This is a genomic window from Ruegeria sediminis (genome assembly GCF_005938215.1).
Classification (GTDB): Bacteria; Pseudomonadota; Alphaproteobacteria; order Rhodobacterales; family Rhodobacteraceae; genus Ruegeria; species Ruegeria sediminis.
In genome coordinates this window covers 121,967-135,677 of the sequence record NZ_VCPD01000005.1, presented here as the reverse complement: position 1 = coordinate 135,677, position 13,711 = coordinate 121,967, and the positions used below count along the sequence as shown (strand labels likewise).

18 protein-coding genes and 1 pseudogene are annotated in these 13,711 nt (G+C 62.5%); 9 read left to right on the top strand and 10 right to left on the bottom strand.

The genetic code is table 11. From position 1 onward, the window contains the following. Window positions 1-21 precede the first annotated feature (21 nt). Window positions 22-483: a thioredoxin-dependent thiol peroxidase gene (gene bcp / locus FGK63_RS14895; RefSeq protein WP_138843635.1), complete on the top strand. Its 462-nt coding sequence runs from the start codon at window positions 22-24 to the stop codon at window positions 481-483. Window positions 484-571: 88 nt separating this feature from the next. On the opposite strand, the gene FGK63_RS14890 is transcribed toward bcp, so the two are convergent. From FGK63_RS14890 to FGK63_RS14870, 5 genes are all read right to left on the bottom strand, one after another. Further along, entirely contained in the window at window positions 572-904 is a 333-nt protein-coding gene (locus FGK63_RS14890; protein ID WP_138843633.1) for a hypothetical protein, read from the bottom strand. Next, a complete protein-coding gene (locus FGK63_RS14885; RefSeq protein ID WP_138843631.1) occupies window positions 901-1,170 on the bottom strand; it encodes a hypothetical protein in 270 nt (89 codons plus the stop codon). The genes FGK63_RS14890 and FGK63_RS14885 overlap by 4 nt, the downstream gene beginning before the upstream one ends. Window positions 1,171-1,805: 635 nt before the next feature. Continuing rightward, window positions 1,806-2,138, bottom strand: coding sequence for a hypothetical protein (locus tag FGK63_RS14880; protein WP_138843629.1), 333 nt, complete (start codon window positions 2,136-2,138; stop codon window positions 1,806-1,808). A gap of 86 nt (window positions 2,139-2,224) precedes the next feature. Then, a complete protein-coding gene (locus FGK63_RS14875; RefSeq protein ID WP_138843627.1) occupies window positions 2,225-2,629 on the bottom strand; it encodes a hypothetical protein in 405 nt (134 codons plus the stop codon). Continuing rightward, window positions 2,622-3,986: a tyrosine-type recombinase/integrase gene (locus FGK63_RS14870; RefSeq protein ID WP_138843625.1), complete on the bottom strand. Its 1,365-nt coding sequence runs from the start codon at window positions 3,984-3,986 to the stop codon at window positions 2,622-2,624. Before FGK63_RS14870 ends, FGK63_RS14875 begins: the two co-directional genes overlap by 8 nt. A 176-nt stretch (window positions 3,987-4,162) precedes the next feature. Between FGK63_RS14870 and FGK63_RS14865 the strand changes: the two are divergent. From FGK63_RS14865 to FGK63_RS14840, 6 genes and pseudogenes are all read left to right on the top strand, one after another. After that, a pseudogene (locus FGK63_RS14865) lies at window positions 4,163-4,300 on the top strand (peroxiredoxin); the annotation flags it as partial. Between the two features lie 93 nt (window positions 4,301-4,393). Then, window positions 4,394-5,218, top strand: a complete 825-nt coding sequence (locus tag FGK63_RS14860) for a ferritin-like domain-containing protein (protein ID WP_138843935.1) — start codon at window positions 4,394-4,396, stop codon at window positions 5,216-5,218. 182 nt (window positions 5,219-5,400) lie between these two features. Further along, entirely contained in the window at window positions 5,401-6,729 is a 1,329-nt protein-coding gene (locus FGK63_RS14855; protein WP_138843623.1) for a M23 family metallopeptidase, read from the top strand. Then, on the top strand, window positions 6,719-7,231 hold the full coding sequence (locus FGK63_RS14850) for a bactofilin family protein (RefSeq protein ID WP_138843621.1): 513 nt from the start codon (window positions 6,719-6,721) through the stop codon (window positions 7,229-7,231). Before FGK63_RS14855 ends, FGK63_RS14850 begins: the two co-directional genes overlap by 11 nt. Before the next feature lie 189 nt (window positions 7,232-7,420). Further along, window positions 7,421-8,110, top strand: a complete 690-nt coding sequence (aqpZ, locus tag FGK63_RS14845) for an aquaporin Z (RefSeq protein WP_138843619.1) — start codon at window positions 7,421-7,423, stop codon at window positions 8,108-8,110. Window positions 8,111-8,240: 130 nt separating this feature from the next. Next, a complete protein-coding gene (locus FGK63_RS14840; protein WP_138843617.1) occupies window positions 8,241-8,594 on the top strand; it encodes a hypothetical protein in 354 nt (117 codons plus the stop codon). Window positions 8,595-8,606: 12 nt separating this feature from the next. Here the strand turns inward: FGK63_RS14840 and FGK63_RS14835 are convergent, their stop codons facing one another. The 3 genes from FGK63_RS14835 to FGK63_RS14825 all read right to left on the bottom strand — a co-directional run bounded on the left by FGK63_RS14835 (window position 8,607) and on the right by FGK63_RS14825 (window position 10,749). After that, the gene (locus FGK63_RS14835) at window positions 8,607-9,569 is read right to left on the bottom strand and encodes a DUF3179 domain-containing protein (RefSeq protein WP_138843615.1); all 963 of its coding nucleotides are present in this window, start codon (window positions 9,567-9,569) and stop codon (window positions 8,607-8,609) included. Between the two features lie 132 nt (window positions 9,570-9,701). Then, a complete protein-coding gene (locus FGK63_RS14830; RefSeq protein WP_138843613.1) occupies window positions 9,702-10,250 on the bottom strand; it encodes a peptidylprolyl isomerase in 549 nt (182 codons plus the stop codon). After that, window positions 10,243-10,749 (bottom strand): peptidylprolyl isomerase, encoded by a 507-nt coding sequence (locus FGK63_RS14825; protein ID WP_138843611.1) that lies wholly within the window; start codon window positions 10,747-10,749, stop codon window positions 10,243-10,245. Before FGK63_RS14825 ends, FGK63_RS14830 begins: the two co-directional genes overlap by 8 nt. Window positions 10,750-10,883: 134 nt before the next feature. Here FGK63_RS14825 and FGK63_RS14820 point away from each other — a divergent pair, with 134 nt between their 5' ends. Next, a complete protein-coding gene (locus FGK63_RS14820; RefSeq protein WP_138843609.1) occupies window positions 10,884-12,077 on the top strand; it encodes a phosphoglycerate kinase in 1,194 nt (397 codons plus the stop codon). A 30-nt stretch (window positions 12,078-12,107) separates the two neighbouring features. Here FGK63_RS14820 and FGK63_RS14815 read toward each other — a convergent pair whose 3' ends face one another. After that, the gene (locus FGK63_RS14815; RefSeq protein ID WP_138843607.1) at window positions 12,108-12,293 is read right to left on the bottom strand and encodes a hypothetical protein; all 186 of its coding nucleotides are present in this window, start codon (window positions 12,291-12,293) and stop codon (window positions 12,108-12,110) included. A 24-nt stretch (window positions 12,294-12,317) separates the two neighbouring features. Beyond that, window positions 12,318-12,563, bottom strand: coding sequence for a YdcH family protein (locus FGK63_RS14810; RefSeq protein ID WP_138843605.1), 246 nt, complete (start codon window positions 12,561-12,563; stop codon window positions 12,318-12,320). 133 nt (window positions 12,564-12,696) lie between these two features. Here FGK63_RS14810 and FGK63_RS14805 point away from each other — a divergent pair, with 133 nt between their 5' ends. Next, window positions 12,697-13,626: a hydrogen peroxide-inducible genes activator gene (locus FGK63_RS14805; RefSeq protein WP_138843603.1), complete on the top strand. Its 930-nt coding sequence runs from the start codon at window positions 12,697-12,699 to the stop codon at window positions 13,624-13,626. Window positions 13,627-13,711: the final 85 nt, after the last annotated feature.

Here is a 13,711-nt window from a genome sequence, read left to right as displayed (position 1 = left end):
TGTTTCTGCCGGAGAAAACCTATGCCCGAAATTTCCGATCTCGCCCCCGAGTTCACCCTTCCCCGCGACGGCGGCGGCGAAGTGACGTTGTCGGACCTGCGCGGTCGTGCCGTCGTCCTGTTTTTCTACCCCCGGGATGATACTCCGGGCTGCACCAAGGAATCCATCGGTTTCTCGGAACGGCTCGCCGCATTTTCCGAGGCCGGCGCCGAGGTGTTCGGCATATCGCGCGACAGCGTCGCCAAGCATGACAAGTTCGTGGCCAAGCACGGCCTGACCACGCCGCTGTTGTCCGACGAAGGCTCGACCGTGTGCGAGGATTACGGCGTCTGGGTGGAAAAGAACATGTACGGCAAGAAGTATAAGGGCATTGAGCGGACCACTTTTCTGATTGATGCCGAGGGGCGCATTAACCGTATATGGCATAAGGTAAAAGTTCCCGGCCACGTAGACGAAGTGCTTGAGGCGGTAAAGGCTCTCTAGGCCATAGGCGGTATAGGGGCGGTAAAGCGCCGCAAGAAAAGGGCGACCCGCTTGAGCCGCCCTTCTCGTTTGTAAGGTCGCTGATGTTTCACTCCGGTTTCCGGACCAACTGCCAAGACTCAATCTCGTTTTCCGCTCGTGAGTAAGCAGATATTAACCAATCACGAACCTCGTCATGGTAGGAAGACCCGATAGCGCGGGTAACGTCTAGAGCCTTTTCACCAAAGAATTTCGTCATATCGTCGTCCAAGCCAGTCATCAGCACAGAAAAAGAGCCAAGTGGCAACTTGTCCGGGTCATGAAACTGAACGTACCAGACGTCTGGGCCATCCAGTATCTTGCCGACTTCCTCGCGCGCATAGACTTTCAGGGTGACATGTTGTGATGCGTTGGATTCAAAGTTTTCGTGAACAAAACTCATCTCGCCGCCTCCGCTTCGAAGGCGAGCTTCAACGCCGCAACCTTGGGTTCCGAAAGACCCTGTTCCTTAGCCCGTTCAGCAACGCTTTCAGGAGTGTCGTTTTTGTAATCAACACAGAAGATGGGACCATAATAGTCTCGTCCGTGTTCTGGATGGTTGTACCAGAGCCAGAACGCATCACTGTAGTCGCCGTTTTCATCTTTACCGACGTCCGGCTCCCACCAAGTGGTGTCGTCTATCTTGTATTGTGGGGCTGAATCTAACATACAGCCACCCTCCTTTGTTTCAGAGATGTAAGCTGTATGCGTGAAGGCAGAATTGCCAACCGTGGGGGCCAGTCCAGCAGGTTTTGGTGATTCTGTCCAGCGGTCAGAGGCCGCCGCTAGGCCCTCTCGCCGCGTTCGTTAGGGATAGGGTAGCCCGGAACGTACGAACACCCCGAGAGGGCTTGCTCCGGGGTGCTCTGGCGGTGTTTTGATAGTGGGTTGGGGTACTAGGCGGCGTTCTCGCGCTCAGCCGCTTCCTGCCCGTAGCAATCAGCGGCACCACAATCGCAGCGCGCACCCCGCTTGGTGAAGCCACGCAGCACCTGTCTATGCGGTCCGTTGCGGTGATGATGGTTGGTCACGGGTTGCAACTCAAAGATCAACTCGGCCTCACGCAGCCTTGCACGGGCCGGACACTGGTGGGTCTCAAGGATCACCACCTCGACGTCTCGGCCCTGTACGTGGGAATCCCGCCCCCATCAGCCGCAGAACGGCGAAGACAGCGAGTGTGAGACCGGACCCAGCGGCCACAGACGCAACAACAATTTGCCACGGCGACCAGCGGGTCTTTGCTAGGTCGTGCATGGCCTCGGTCGTCAACCGCAGTATTTCGGCCTGCGTTTTGTCGGGCTGGGTCATGCCGCACCCTTCTCAGCCTTGGCCTCACGCGCCTTGGCCAAGATCTCCTTGCGCTTCCGCATGTTCGGGGATGCCGCCAGTTTGTTGATCTTGGCTTCTGCCGCATCGACCAACTGACTCATCATCGACGCCGACCGTTGATTGATTATGTGGCGTTCGACTACCAGCTGACCGACAGCGTTTTCGGTCAACGGATAGCCGACCATCGCCAGGAACTCAGCCTGATCCTCCTTTAGAACCCAGCCGTCACCACCGGCGAGGTGTATCTCCCTGAGACCACGCAACCGCTCGATGCGACCCAGAGCATTCAACTCCTTGTTTTCGCTCATTTTCGTAACTCCAGTACAACAGACTGGAGTCCACGATAGCGGCGCGAATACGGGCAAAATAGCGGTAACAAATAGGGGGTTATTTATTAACGGGTGTCGGGACCCACGATGCGCTGCAACCGGTCTGGCGTGACACCTTTCAGCGAGGCAAAGAACCGGGGGTCGTCGGCTATCACCCGCAAGGCTGCGTTGTAGCGGCTCAGTTGTTCACCACGTTCGTCGGCCTCAATCAGCGCGTTCTCCACGCGCAGGAGTAGTACTGCGTCGCGTTGGGCGTAGCTGGGCCTTCCCCGCCTACGGGCGTTTTCGAGGCCGCTCCGCGCTGCTCCGAGGGCTTCAGCGGCCTGTATTAGCTCCTCTCGCGCCTGAGACGACAACGAAGCCCATACTTGCGCCATCGCCGGGGTTTCCGAAAGCACGGTCCACGGAACTTCGTCGGGATCGACGTCCTCCCACCATCTGATTTCATGTTCAGCCACTGGCTTAGTCATTGGCGCGAACCTCCAACGACATTACATCAGCTCCTGCCCCAAACAGCAACGACCGCAGCCGGGTTGCGTAGGCATCCGTGATCGGACGCAGGCGAGCCAACCGCCGAGCGTGGTCATAGGCACCACTGACCGCATTGCCAACACTGTGGCCTATCAGCATTTCCTCATCATGCCATCCGCCGGGGTGCATGGTTTCCCCGAGCCATGTGCGCATCGTGCGGCGCAGATCATGCGGGGTGGCGTCTGGGGGAGCCACCTCGCGCCACCGTTGGTTACAGCTATTCGGCGCGAAATGGTTCCCCTTGTGGCCGACGAACACAAACGGGCAGTCTGTGTAGCGGGTGTTGCGTTCAGCAATCGCCGCTTTCCAAACGTCCACCGCAAAGGGGCTGAGCGGCAGATGTAGGTCTCGGGCATCGCGCCGCGACCGAGCGGTTGCCTTTCGCCCGTCTGCTGCCGGAATGACAATTCGGGGTCCGTCGTCCACGGCACCGACTGTAGCGACCGGGTCAAGGCCGAGGTGGCTGAACTCCACACGGCACAGAGCACCAATCCGTAAACCGGTGATGAGGCTTAACTGGAAGATGCGCCCGGACGGACCCATCGCTTCCCATTGCGGCCACATATCACGAACCTCGGTCTGGGAAAGAACGCGGTTGCGGGACTTCATGCGGTTCCGGCCTTCTATGGTCAGGTCGCGCGCAACCTCGTATCCTAGCATCCAGCCCCACCCCTTGCTCGAAGGCGTCCCTACGCTCGCCTGCCGCCATAGCGCCGTTAACAGCTGGGCTATACGGATAGCACGGCTTCGCCCGTCTCGCCCCTCCCTCCGCTTGGCGCCGAGGTAGTCGTCAATGACGGCCTGTAGCTGTGGCCGGGTAACAGACCCCATAGGCAGGTGACCAAGGTTCGCGCGGATCAAAGCAAACTCATTCAGGAACGTGTGGGTGGTGGCGGTGGTCCAATCACCGCTGCGTTCGTCAACGAAACGATCTATTGCGTCACTGACCAACCGAGAGTGAACTGCGGTCTGGTTGACTGCTTTCTCTGCTTCGCGCTCCAACGCCGGGTCTTGCCCTGCGTCGAGCATCTTACGAACGCGCCGCATTTCATCCCGAGCTTCATCCAGTGACATCTCCGGATAACGACCAAGTGTGATGCTTTTGGTGTTGCCCCATTTGCCGGTCAGTGGGTTTTTCAGTTTGTACTGGTGGCGGAACAGGACGTTGGTGGGGCTGATTGTCACCATCAAGCCGGGTGCGCGGCTGTCGCGTAGCACTGTCTTACCTGCCTCAATTCGGCGGGCTTCCGTTTCTATTGTCCGCAGAGTCAACGGTATTGCTGTCTGCCGTGGCATACCTGTATTCCTTTCAATAGGCGGTAAACGGGCGGTAAGGCGACCGATAAGCGGTAACAATAAACGCCCTATAGGTCAACTGTATATACGGTGCATATACGTTAAAGTAAAGGCTTTACAGATACTTACGATAAAAACTATTGAAAACCTATAGGCCACCAATAGTTACAACAGGGTACGGCAAGAAATCCATGGGAATCGAGCGTTCGACGTTTCTGATCGACGCCCGGGGCCGGATCGCGCGCATCTGGCGCAAGGTGAAGGTGCCCGGCCATGTGGACGAGGTTCTGGAGGCCGTGCGCCGCCTGAACTAGGCGCGGCTCCCTCGACCCGGCCGCTGAACCGGGCTATCACCCGCCCCGAAAGGCCAAGACCGGAGTGTGAGCGTGCCCCAGACCCTGACCCAGATGGCGACCGACGTGCTGCTGACCGGTGACGGGCGCGCCAAGACCGCGCTGTCGCGCAGATACGCCGCCGAATGGTTCGCCTCGCGCGACGGCGCCGCGACCGCGATCGAGATCGGGACGGCGAATCCCCCGCGGCATCCGGCCCGCCCGGACAAGCCCGAACTGCTGTCGCCGCGCCAGGTACCGAAACGGCGGCCCGGTTCCGAAGCGGGGCGGATCGCCCTGCTGCACGCGGTGGCGCATATCGAACTGAACGCCGTGGACTTGCATTGGGACATCATCGCGCGATTCGGCCATGTGCCGATGCCCATCGGGTTCTACGACGACTGGGTGAAGTGCGCCGAAGAGGAATCGCGCCATTTCGAGATGGTCTGCGATTGCCTCGAAGCGATGGGCAGCCACTACGGCGCCCTGCCCGCCCATGCCGGAATGTGGCGCGCGGCCGAGGACACCGCCGACGACCTGATGGGCCGGCTGGCGGTGGTTCCGATGGTGCTCGAAGCGCGCGGCCTGGACGTAACGCCCGGAATGATCGAAATTTTCCGCAGGGCCGATGCGCAACAGGCGGTGAAGGCGCTCGAGGTGATCTATGCCGAAGAGGTCGGCCACGTCGCCTACGGATCCAAATGGTTCCACTTTCTGTGTGGGCGTGAAAATGCCGATCCAAAGGATGTGTTTCACGAACTGGTGCGACGCTATTTTCACGGCGCCCTGAAACCGCCGTTCAACGAGGAAAAAAGGGCCGAAGCGGGTCTGCCGCCGGATTTCTACTGGCCCCTGGCCGAAGATCTGCCGCCCCCCGGAAAAAGCGGAAAGTTGCGCTGAATTCCCCCGTTTGACGCTAGGTAATCGGCGAAAATTCGCCCACCGTAAGCGCGAATTTTCCGCCGGTTCCGACCGGAAGGTTAACAAACTTGCCCTATTGCCCCCCCGTCGGTATGCAGGCGGCCCAAGGGTCGGGTGTCCACTCACGACCGGCCTTGAAGGGGATAAAAGAGGAAGGGCGCGTGCGAACACGTCTGGCGATCAGAATTCACGCTCTGCTTGAGAAGCATCTTCCCGAGCGCAGAGTGTTTCTCAAATCCGACAGTGACACACGGTTCATTCGGCTTCGATCCGAAACTCAGCTCGTCGCCGTTGCTGGCGTCGCGACCATGGTCGCCTGGACCATCGTCGCCACGGCGATCCTGCTGATGGACAGTATCGGTTCGGGCAATTTCCGCGAGCAGGCTCGGCGGGACCAGGCCACGTATCAGGAACGCCTGAACGTCCTGTCCCGGGAACGCGATGCCCGCGCGGAAGAGGCGCTGGCGGCTCAGGCCCGCTTCAACGCCGCGCTTGAACAGATATCCGCCATGCAGTCGGAACTGCTGAAATCCGAAAACCGCCGCCGTGAGCTGGAAACCGGGATCGAAGTGATCCAGACCACCTTGCGCGCAACAATGAAGCAGCGCGAAGACGCCCGGGCGCTGTTGGCAAGACTCGAGCAGGATACGGGCGAGGACGCCGCCGCTATTGAGACGGCGGCGTCTGCCCCGGTCCAGATGACCTTCATGACCGAGGCGCTGCTGCGGACCGCACAGGAACGGGACGCGATTCAGGCCGACGCAAAGACCGCGCTGGATCAGCGCGACGAACTTGAGCTGGAGATCCAGCTGATGCGCGAGCGCAGCGACCAGATCTTCCGCCAGCTGGAAGAAGCGATGGCGATCTCGGTCGAGCCGCTGGACAAGATGTTCCGGCAGGCGGGAATGCCGACCGACCGGATCATCGAGGAGGTGCGTCGCGGATATAGCGGTGTGGGCGGTCCGCTGACCCCTTTATCCTTCAGCACGCGCGGTGAGGAACCGTCTCCGGACGAGATCCGCGCGAACAATCTGCTGCAGCAGATGGACCAGTTGAACCTGTACCGTATCGCGGCCGAAAAGGCCCCGTTCGCCAACCCTGTCAAGGCGGCCGTCCGCCATACCAGCGGCTACGGATACCGCCGCGATCCCAAGACGGGCGGCCGGCGGATGCACAACGGTTCGGATTTCGCCGGCGCGCATGGCACCGACATCTTTGCGACAGCCGACGGCGTCGTCACGCATGCTGGCTGGCAATCGGGTTTCGGACGGCTTGTGAAGATCAAGCACGCCTTCGGGATCGAGACGCTTTACGCCCATAACACCAGCATCCGCGTCAAGGTTGGCCAAAGGGTCTCGCGCGGGGATCATATTGCTGATATGGGTAGCACCGGACGGTCGACAGGCACGCATCTCCACTACGAGGTGCACGTGAATGGAACACCAGTAAACCCAATGACATACATCAAGGCTGCGAAAAATGTTTTCTAAGAGCAAAATCAACGAGCCCGCATCCAAGGCACCCGAAGCCGCCAAGCCCGCGGCACCCGCGGCGCCGGTCTCATCCCCCGCCCCGACCGAGACGAAGGCCAGCACGCCCAAACCCAAGCCGCCGGCATCCGTCCTGTCCTCGGACCTGCACATCACCGGCAACATCAAGACCACCGGCGACATCCAGGTCGAAGGCACTGTCGAAGGCGACATTCGCGCCCATCTGCTGACCATCGGCGAAACCGCCACCATCAAGGGCGAAGTGACCGCCGATGACGTGGTGGTGAACGGCCGCATCGTGGGCCGCGTCCGCGGCCTGAAGGTGCGCCTGACCTCGACCGCACGCGTCGAAGGCGACATCATCCACAAGACCATCGCCATCGAAAGCGGCGCCCATTTCGAAGGCTCCGTCCAGCGACAGGACGATCCGCTCAATCCGGGCCGCGCCGCCAACAAGGCATCGGGCAACCCGGCCGCGGCAACGGCCGAAGTCAAACAGTAAGACCGCAAGGTCCCGGCCCGGCCGGCACCAATCAAGCGCGCTGCAGGGCAACCTGCGGCGCGTTTTTTGTTGGCCTGACGCCTCTGCGCGCGCCCGCAATCTGCCCGATGCAGCGGTCGGCGCCGATATTTCTTCCCAAAACGTGCAGGCGATGCCTACTATTTCTCATCAACTTTGGGAGGAAAGCATATGTCATCAAAGCTCTTGGCGGAATTTTTCGGCACGTTCTGGCTGGTGCTGGGGGGATGCGGCAGCGCCGTACTTGCCGCCGGCGTGGCCGATGTCGGCATCGGTTGGCTGGGCGTCGCCTTCGCCTTTGGCCTGACGGTCCTGACCATGGCCTTCGCGGTCGGGCACATCTCGGGCGGGCACTTCAACCCCGCCGTAAGTCTCGGCCTGATGATCGCCGGCCGGTTCGAAGGCAAGGACCTGCTTCCCTATTGGGTCGCGCAGGTGATCGGGGCGATTGCGGCAGCCACCGTGCTTTACGTGATCGTGTCGGGCGCGCCGGATTTCGCGGGCGTCGGCTCGTTCGCGTCCAACGGCTACGGCAGCGCCTCGCCGGGCGGGTATTCCCTGATGTCGGCCCTCGTGATCGAGATCGTCCTGACAGCCTTCTTCCTGTTCATCATCCTCGGCGCCACCTCCTCGGGCGCGCCAGCCGGGTTCGCGCCGATCGCCATTGGCCTCGCGCTGACGCTGATCCACCTGATTTCGATTCCGGTGACCAACACTTCGGTCAATCCCGCCCGTTCTACCGGCGTGGCCCTGTTCGCAGACAGCCCGGCGCTGGCGCAACTGTGGATGTTCTGGGTCGCGCCGCTCATCGGCGGAGCCATCGGCGGCCTGGTCTGGAAGCTGGTTTCGACCGAGGATTGAGCCAGACGACCTCTTTCGCCGCGTGATCCGAGGACATGCGGCGAAAACCGCCAAGCCCCGACGCCCCCCTGCCTGACCGCAAATGTGCTATGCTGATCGCATTGAAACAGTACATTTGGAGGCACCCGACATGACCCCGGAGATGCGCAGCACGTTGTCCATCGCGCGGCTGACACACTATTTTTCCATTGTCCGGACAACTTTCTTTTTGTTCGTCGCCATCGCAGCCATTCTCATTCTCGGGCCGCAAGAATTTTCGCTCGCATTGGCGATGCTGGTGGTGGCCACGACCGCCTTCGGGATACTTGCCGGCAACACGGCACTGGAGGACATCGAAAACCTGAGAGCGGACCTGTCGCCCGAGGTGGCCGATACGAATTACGGCAAGGGCATCAAATCGCGGAACATGCCGATGTTCAAGGCGCTTTCGGCGGGACTGATCGGCTTGACCGGGCTGGCTCAACTGCTCGCCATCCTGTTCTGAGCGGCGGGCGCGTCATCGGCCAAGCATCCATTGACCGTCCGGCCAGAAGGCGTGGAAGGCGAAGGCGAACATGACGTCATGCACCACGTCGCGGCCGCGCCCGTCCCTGACCCGTATCGACCCCACATCGCGGCCCTTGCCGATCTGCCCGGCGTCAAGCGCCGAGGCCTGTCCCGCGACCCACGAGATCCGCACCCCGGCCTCGCTGATCTCTCCGGCCTGGCTGAGCCGCGTCAGGGGCCAAGCCCTGTCGCCGACCCGCACGACGCGCTCCAGCGGATGAATTCCGTGCGGCGGCAGCTCGCCCGAGTACAGGAACGGCCTGCGCGAACTGTCATAGCCGCGGTACGGGTTGCGTCCGTAGTCGCGGTTGTATGCGGGCTCGGCCATGACCAGGCCGTCGGGGTTGCGCGCGGTGAACTGCTGCCAGCTTTCCATCCAGGATGGCAGCATCTTCAGCTGCGTGCCCGTAAGCTTGCCGACGATGGCCTCGCCGACCGCCTGCTGCCACCAGCTCTGGGTCTGGCGGTCATACATCACCATGTCCGAATGGCGCAGCTTGCCGCTGACGCCAAAGGTCAGCACGCCCGCCCGGGTGCGCCGGTCGAAGGTGACGGCCGAGTTGCACAGCGGGCAATAGGTCACCGCGACCGGAATGCCCCCCACCCGGTCGTTCACGATCTCATGCCACATCAGGTAGCGGATCGGATAGGCACGAGGTTTCTGCCCTCCGATCGCGACGGTTATCACCGGCTCCGTGGGCCCGATGCGAGTCTCGTCACGGGCATGCAGAAACTGCGGGTCATCGATCGCCGGAATCCCGTCCTTGGGCGGCCCGCCCGACAGGATCTCGGCCCAGTTGGTGACGCTGGTGCGGTTGAAATCGGTTTCCGGCCATTCGTGACGCCAGCGTTCGGGGCTGGCCTGCAGCATGGTGGCCGTGAAAAAGACGATGAGAAGCGAGAGAAAGCGCATGGATCCGATCCGTTCCGATGCGCAATGATGGAGTGCAATGGACCAACCGGAACAGCCCACTGCACGCACACGTGAAGGTCCGTGTGCCTGCCTGAACCCCCGGCGCCGCGTCGCCGGCGCCGGGGTCCGTCGTCATTCCGTCACGGTGACCGTCTTCATGACGTCGGGCTGGCCGATGACGGCGCCGTTGGGGCCGGTGCCGCGCTTGATCGCATCTACGACATCCATGCCGTCCGTGACCTTGCCGACAACCGTGTAGTCCCCGTCAAGGAAGGGCCCCGGCGCGAACATGATGAAAAACTGCGAGTTGGCGCTGTCGGGGTCCTGCGCCCGCGCCATGCCCACGACGCCGCGGTCATAGGTGATGTCCGAGAACTCGGCCGGCAGGTCGGGACGGTCGGATCCGCCGGTGCCGGCGCGGCGCATGTCCTCGCCCAGCTTGCCGAACTGCACGTCGCCCGTCTGCGCCATGAAGCCGTCGATCACGCGGTGAAAGACCACCCCGTCATACTTGCCTTCCGCAGCCAGGGCCGCAATCTGCTCGACATGCTTGGGCGCGACGTCCTCGAAAAGATCGACGGTGATCGTGCCGTTGGCGCCCTCACCTTCGACCTGGATCTCAAGCCCGGTGGCCAGCGCGGGGCCGGCCAGCAGGGTCAATGCGGCGGCCAGCTTATACATCGGCGGCCACCTTGACGCTGATCATGCGGTCCGGGCTCGCGGGCGGCTCGCCGCGGGTGATGGCGTCCACATGCTCCATCCCCGAGACTACCCGGCCATAGACGGTGTATTGGCCGTTCAGGAAATGGTTGTCCTTGAAATTGATGAAGAACTGGGAATTGGCCGAGTTCGGATTCTGCGATCGCGCAGCGCCCAGCGTGCCCCGGTCGTGCGGCAGCTTCGAGAATTCGGCCGGCAGGTTCGGCAGCGACGACCCCCCGGTGCCCGCCATGCGGATGTTGAAGCCGTCCTCCATGTCGCCGTGCTGCACGTCGCCTGTCTGCGCCATGAAGCCGTCGATCACCCGGTGGAACGCCACGTTGTCGTATTCGCCGGCACGCGCCAGTTCCTTCATGCGCTCGGAATGCTTGGGCGCCACGTCCGGCAAAAGCTCGATGACCACCTGGCCGCCCTTGAGTTCGATGATGATGGTGTTTTCGGGATCCTTGATCTCGGCCATTGGGCCCTCCTGTCTTTGGATGTTGCGCAAATACCTATGCCTCAGCCGCGCGAATGCCAAGTGACGCATTGACCTCTGCGCGAAATGCAGGAAAAGAACCGCCCAAATCCTTTCAACGCAGCGGAGCGGACGCGATGGGCTGGAAAACACTCGACGACATGGACCTGAACGGCAAGCGCGTGCTGGTGCGCGTGGACATCAACGTGCCGATCGTGGACGGCGTCGTGACCGATTCCACCCGCATCCGCCGCATCGCCCCCTCCGTTCGCGACATCCTGGCCGCGGGCGGCAAGCCGATCCTGCTGGCGCATTTCGGCCGGCCTGGCGGCGAGCGGCGCGAGAACCTGTCGCTGAAACAGCTGATCCCGACGCTGGAACGCGCCTTTGAAACCAAGGTCCGCTTCGCCGCCGACTGCGTCGGCCCCGCTGCGGAACTGGCCGCCGAGTCCCTGCAGCCGGGCGAAGTCCTGCTGCTGGAGAACACCCGGTTCCACGCCACCGAAACCAAGAACGATCCCGAACTCGCCGCCGGAATGGCGCGCCTGGGCGATGTCTTTTGCAACGACGCCTTCTCGGCCTCGCACCGCGCGCACAGTTCGACCGAGGCGATCGCGCGCCTGCTTCCCGCCTGCGCCGGGCGCCTGATGCAGGCGGAACTGCAGGCGCTGGAAAGCGCGCTGGGCTCGCCCGAACGTCCGGTGACGGCCGTCGTCGGCGGCGCCAAGGTATCGACCAAGCTGGAACTGCTGGGCAACCTGATCGAAAAGGTGGACTACCTGGTGATCGGCGGCGGCATGGCCAATACCTTCCTGGCCGCCAAGGGATACCATGTCGGCAAGTCCTTGGCCGAACGCATCATGAAGGACACCGCCGCCGAGATCATGGCCAAGGCCGAGGCCACGGGCTGCAAGATCGTTCTGCCCAGCGACATCGTCGTTGCGAAGAAATTCGAATCCGATGCGCCGCACGAGGTGCTGCCCGCCGACAAATGCCCCGAGGACGGCCTGATCCTCGACGCCGGTCCGGAAAGCGTCGCCAGGATCGTCGAAATCTTCGGGCAGAGCCAGACGCTGATCTGGAACGGCCCCCTGGGCGCATTTGAACTGGAACCGTTCGACGCCGCCACCAACGCCGCCGCTCTCAAGGCCGCCGCCCTCACCCGCGCCGGCAAGCTCACGTCGGTCGCTGGCGGCGGCGACACGGTCGCCGCGCTGAACGCCTCGGGTGCGGCCGGCGATTTCACGTACATCTCCACCGCAGGCGGCGCATTCCTGGAGTGGATGGAAGGCAAGACCCTGCCCGGCGTCAACGCGCTGAACGGAAACTGACGCCGGGCACGGCACAAGCGTTTCGCGCGGTCAGCGCCGGATGGTTCGGCGCAACCCTTCTGTGTCCGAGCGTTCCGGTCTTGTCCCATGCACGACCGGGCTGCCGCCATCCGGCCCATCGTCATCATCGTCATCGATGATGGCGCTGCGCATGTCTTCGATGTCCGAACTGTGCATCCAGCGCAGCCCGGTCGTGCGGTAAACGACGTCGAACATGTCTGATCCTCTCTGTCTGAAGCGTCAGCCCGATCCGGCGCTCTGCGCGCGCGGCGCCAGGGCGTCGAGCGTGCGCAGGATGCCTTCGTGCCGCGCAAGATCGTCCTTGATCCGCAATTTGCGGCGCTTGAGTTGCTGCAGCGTCGTGCTGCAGGGCGCAGGACGCTTGAGTTCCTCCACGATCCGGGCCTTAAGCTCCGACTGCCGTTGACGCAGCTTGGCCATGCGGACCTTCAGTGAGAATTTCTTGACGCGCGGACTGTACTTCATGGTGCCTCCCCTGGTTTGAAAATGACGTGTTTCGGTGTTCGCAATTCAAATATGGGAAGTGCAGGTCTTTAAACGAGACAATGCAATGATGATTTAGGATAGGAAAAACCTATCCAACACCGGATCCGCCCCCATGACGTCCGAAATCACCCTGCGCCAGATCCGCTATTTCGAAACCTTGGTCCGGGTCGGCCAGTTCCGGCGCGCGGCGCAGCAACTGGGTATCAGCCAGCCGTCGCTGAGCCTGCAGATAAGCGCCTTCGAGGACGCGCTGGGCGTCCGGCTGCTGGAACGCCATCGCAGCGGGCTGATCCTGACGCCGGAGGGGCGCGATGTGGCGGAGCTGGCCGAAAAGGTCTTGCACCAGGTCGAAGGCCTGGCCAGCTATGCCACGCCGCTCCGCGACGGGCTGCGCGGCACGTTGCGGCTGGGTTCGACCCCGACGATCGGCCCATACCTTCTGCCGCACGTGCTGAAGCGCCTGCATGCCGCGCATCCCGACCTGCGCCTGCTGGTGCGGGACGGAGCGCCGCGCGAACTGGCCGAAGACCTGGCCGCAGGTCGGCACGACATGATCCTCACCCAGCTTCCGGTGCAGGGCGAAGTCTTTCGGATCCGCCCCCTGTTCCGTGAACCGCTGCATCTGGCGGTCGCGCCGGAACATGACCTCGCCGGGCGCACCCGGGTCGAACGCGCCGAACTGGCCGGGCAAACCGTGCTCAGCCTCGGCCCGTCCTACCGCCTGCATCGGCAGATTGCCGACCTGTGCGAAGATGTCGGGGCGGTCCTGCGCACCGACTTCGAGGGCACCAGCCTGGATGCGCTGCGTCAGATGGTTTCGATGAACATGGGCGTCACGCTGCTGCCGGCGCTCTACGCGCAATCCGAGGTACAGGGGCGCGGCGGCGACGTTGCGGTGACCCGCCTTGGCGGCATGTACCGCAGCGTGGGATTGGTCTGGCGCAGCGCCAGTGGAACGCCCCGCGCCTTTGCTGATTTCGCCGCCTTGATCGACGCCGTGATCCGCCGGGATTTTGCGGGCGTCGTCACCCCGCAAGGATGAAAATCCGCAGCACCCGCAATATTTCGAGTCCGTTTGCAGAACGGGGATTCACAAGCCGAATCACCTGTGACATAGTGATTTCAGA

Coding starts and splice junctions, on each gene's coding strand:
- bcp (WP_138843635.1), top strand. CDS start 22: ATGCCCGAAATTTCCGATCTCGCCCCCGAGTTCACCCTTCCCCGCGAC.
- FGK63_RS14890 (WP_138843633.1), bottom strand. CDS start 904: ATGAGTTTTGTTCACGAAAACTTTGAATCCAACGCATCACAACATGTC.
- FGK63_RS14885 (WP_138843631.1), bottom strand. CDS start 1,170: ATGTTAGATTCAGCCCCACAATACAAGATAGACGACACCACTTGGTGG.
- FGK63_RS14880 (WP_138843629.1), bottom strand. CDS start 2,138: ATGAGCGAAAACAAGGAGTTGAATGCTCTGGGTCGCATCGAGCGGTTG.
- FGK63_RS14875 (WP_138843627.1), bottom strand. CDS start 2,629: ATGACTAAGCCAGTGGCTGAACATGAAATCAGATGGTGGGAGGACGTC.
- FGK63_RS14870 (WP_138843625.1), bottom strand. CDS start 3,986: ATGCCACGGCAGACAGCAATACCGTTGACTCTGCGGACAATAGAAACG.
- FGK63_RS14860 (WP_138843935.1), top strand. CDS start 4,394: ATGGCGACCGACGTGCTGCTGACCGGTGACGGGCGCGCCAAGACCGCG.
- FGK63_RS14850 (WP_138843621.1), top strand. CDS start 6,719: ATGTTTTCTAAGAGCAAAATCAACGAGCCCGCATCCAAGGCACCCGAA.
- aqpZ (WP_138843619.1), top strand. CDS start 7,421: ATGTCATCAAAGCTCTTGGCGGAATTTTTCGGCACGTTCTGGCTGGTG.
- FGK63_RS14840 (WP_138843617.1), top strand. CDS start 8,241: ATGACCCCGGAGATGCGCAGCACGTTGTCCATCGCGCGGCTGACACAC.
- FGK63_RS14835 (WP_138843615.1), bottom strand. CDS start 9,569: ATGCGCTTTCTCTCGCTTCTCATCGTCTTTTTCACGGCCACCATGCTG.
- FGK63_RS14830 (WP_138843613.1), bottom strand. CDS start 10,250: ATGTATAAGCTGGCCGCCGCATTGACCCTGCTGGCCGGCCCCGCGCTG.
- FGK63_RS14825 (WP_138843611.1), bottom strand. CDS start 10,749: ATGGCCGAGATCAAGGATCCCGAAAACACCATCATCATCGAACTCAAG.
- FGK63_RS14820 (WP_138843609.1), top strand. CDS start 10,884: ATGGGCTGGAAAACACTCGACGACATGGACCTGAACGGCAAGCGCGTG.
- FGK63_RS14815 (WP_138843607.1), bottom strand. CDS start 12,293: ATGTTCGACGTCGTTTACCGCACGACCGGGCTGCGCTGGATGCACAGT.
- FGK63_RS14810 (WP_138843605.1), bottom strand. CDS start 12,563: ATGAAGTACAGTCCGCGCGTCAAGAAATTCTCACTGAAGGTCCGCATG.
- FGK63_RS14805 (WP_138843603.1), top strand. CDS start 12,697: ATGACGTCCGAAATCACCCTGCGCCAGATCCGCTATTTCGAAACCTTG.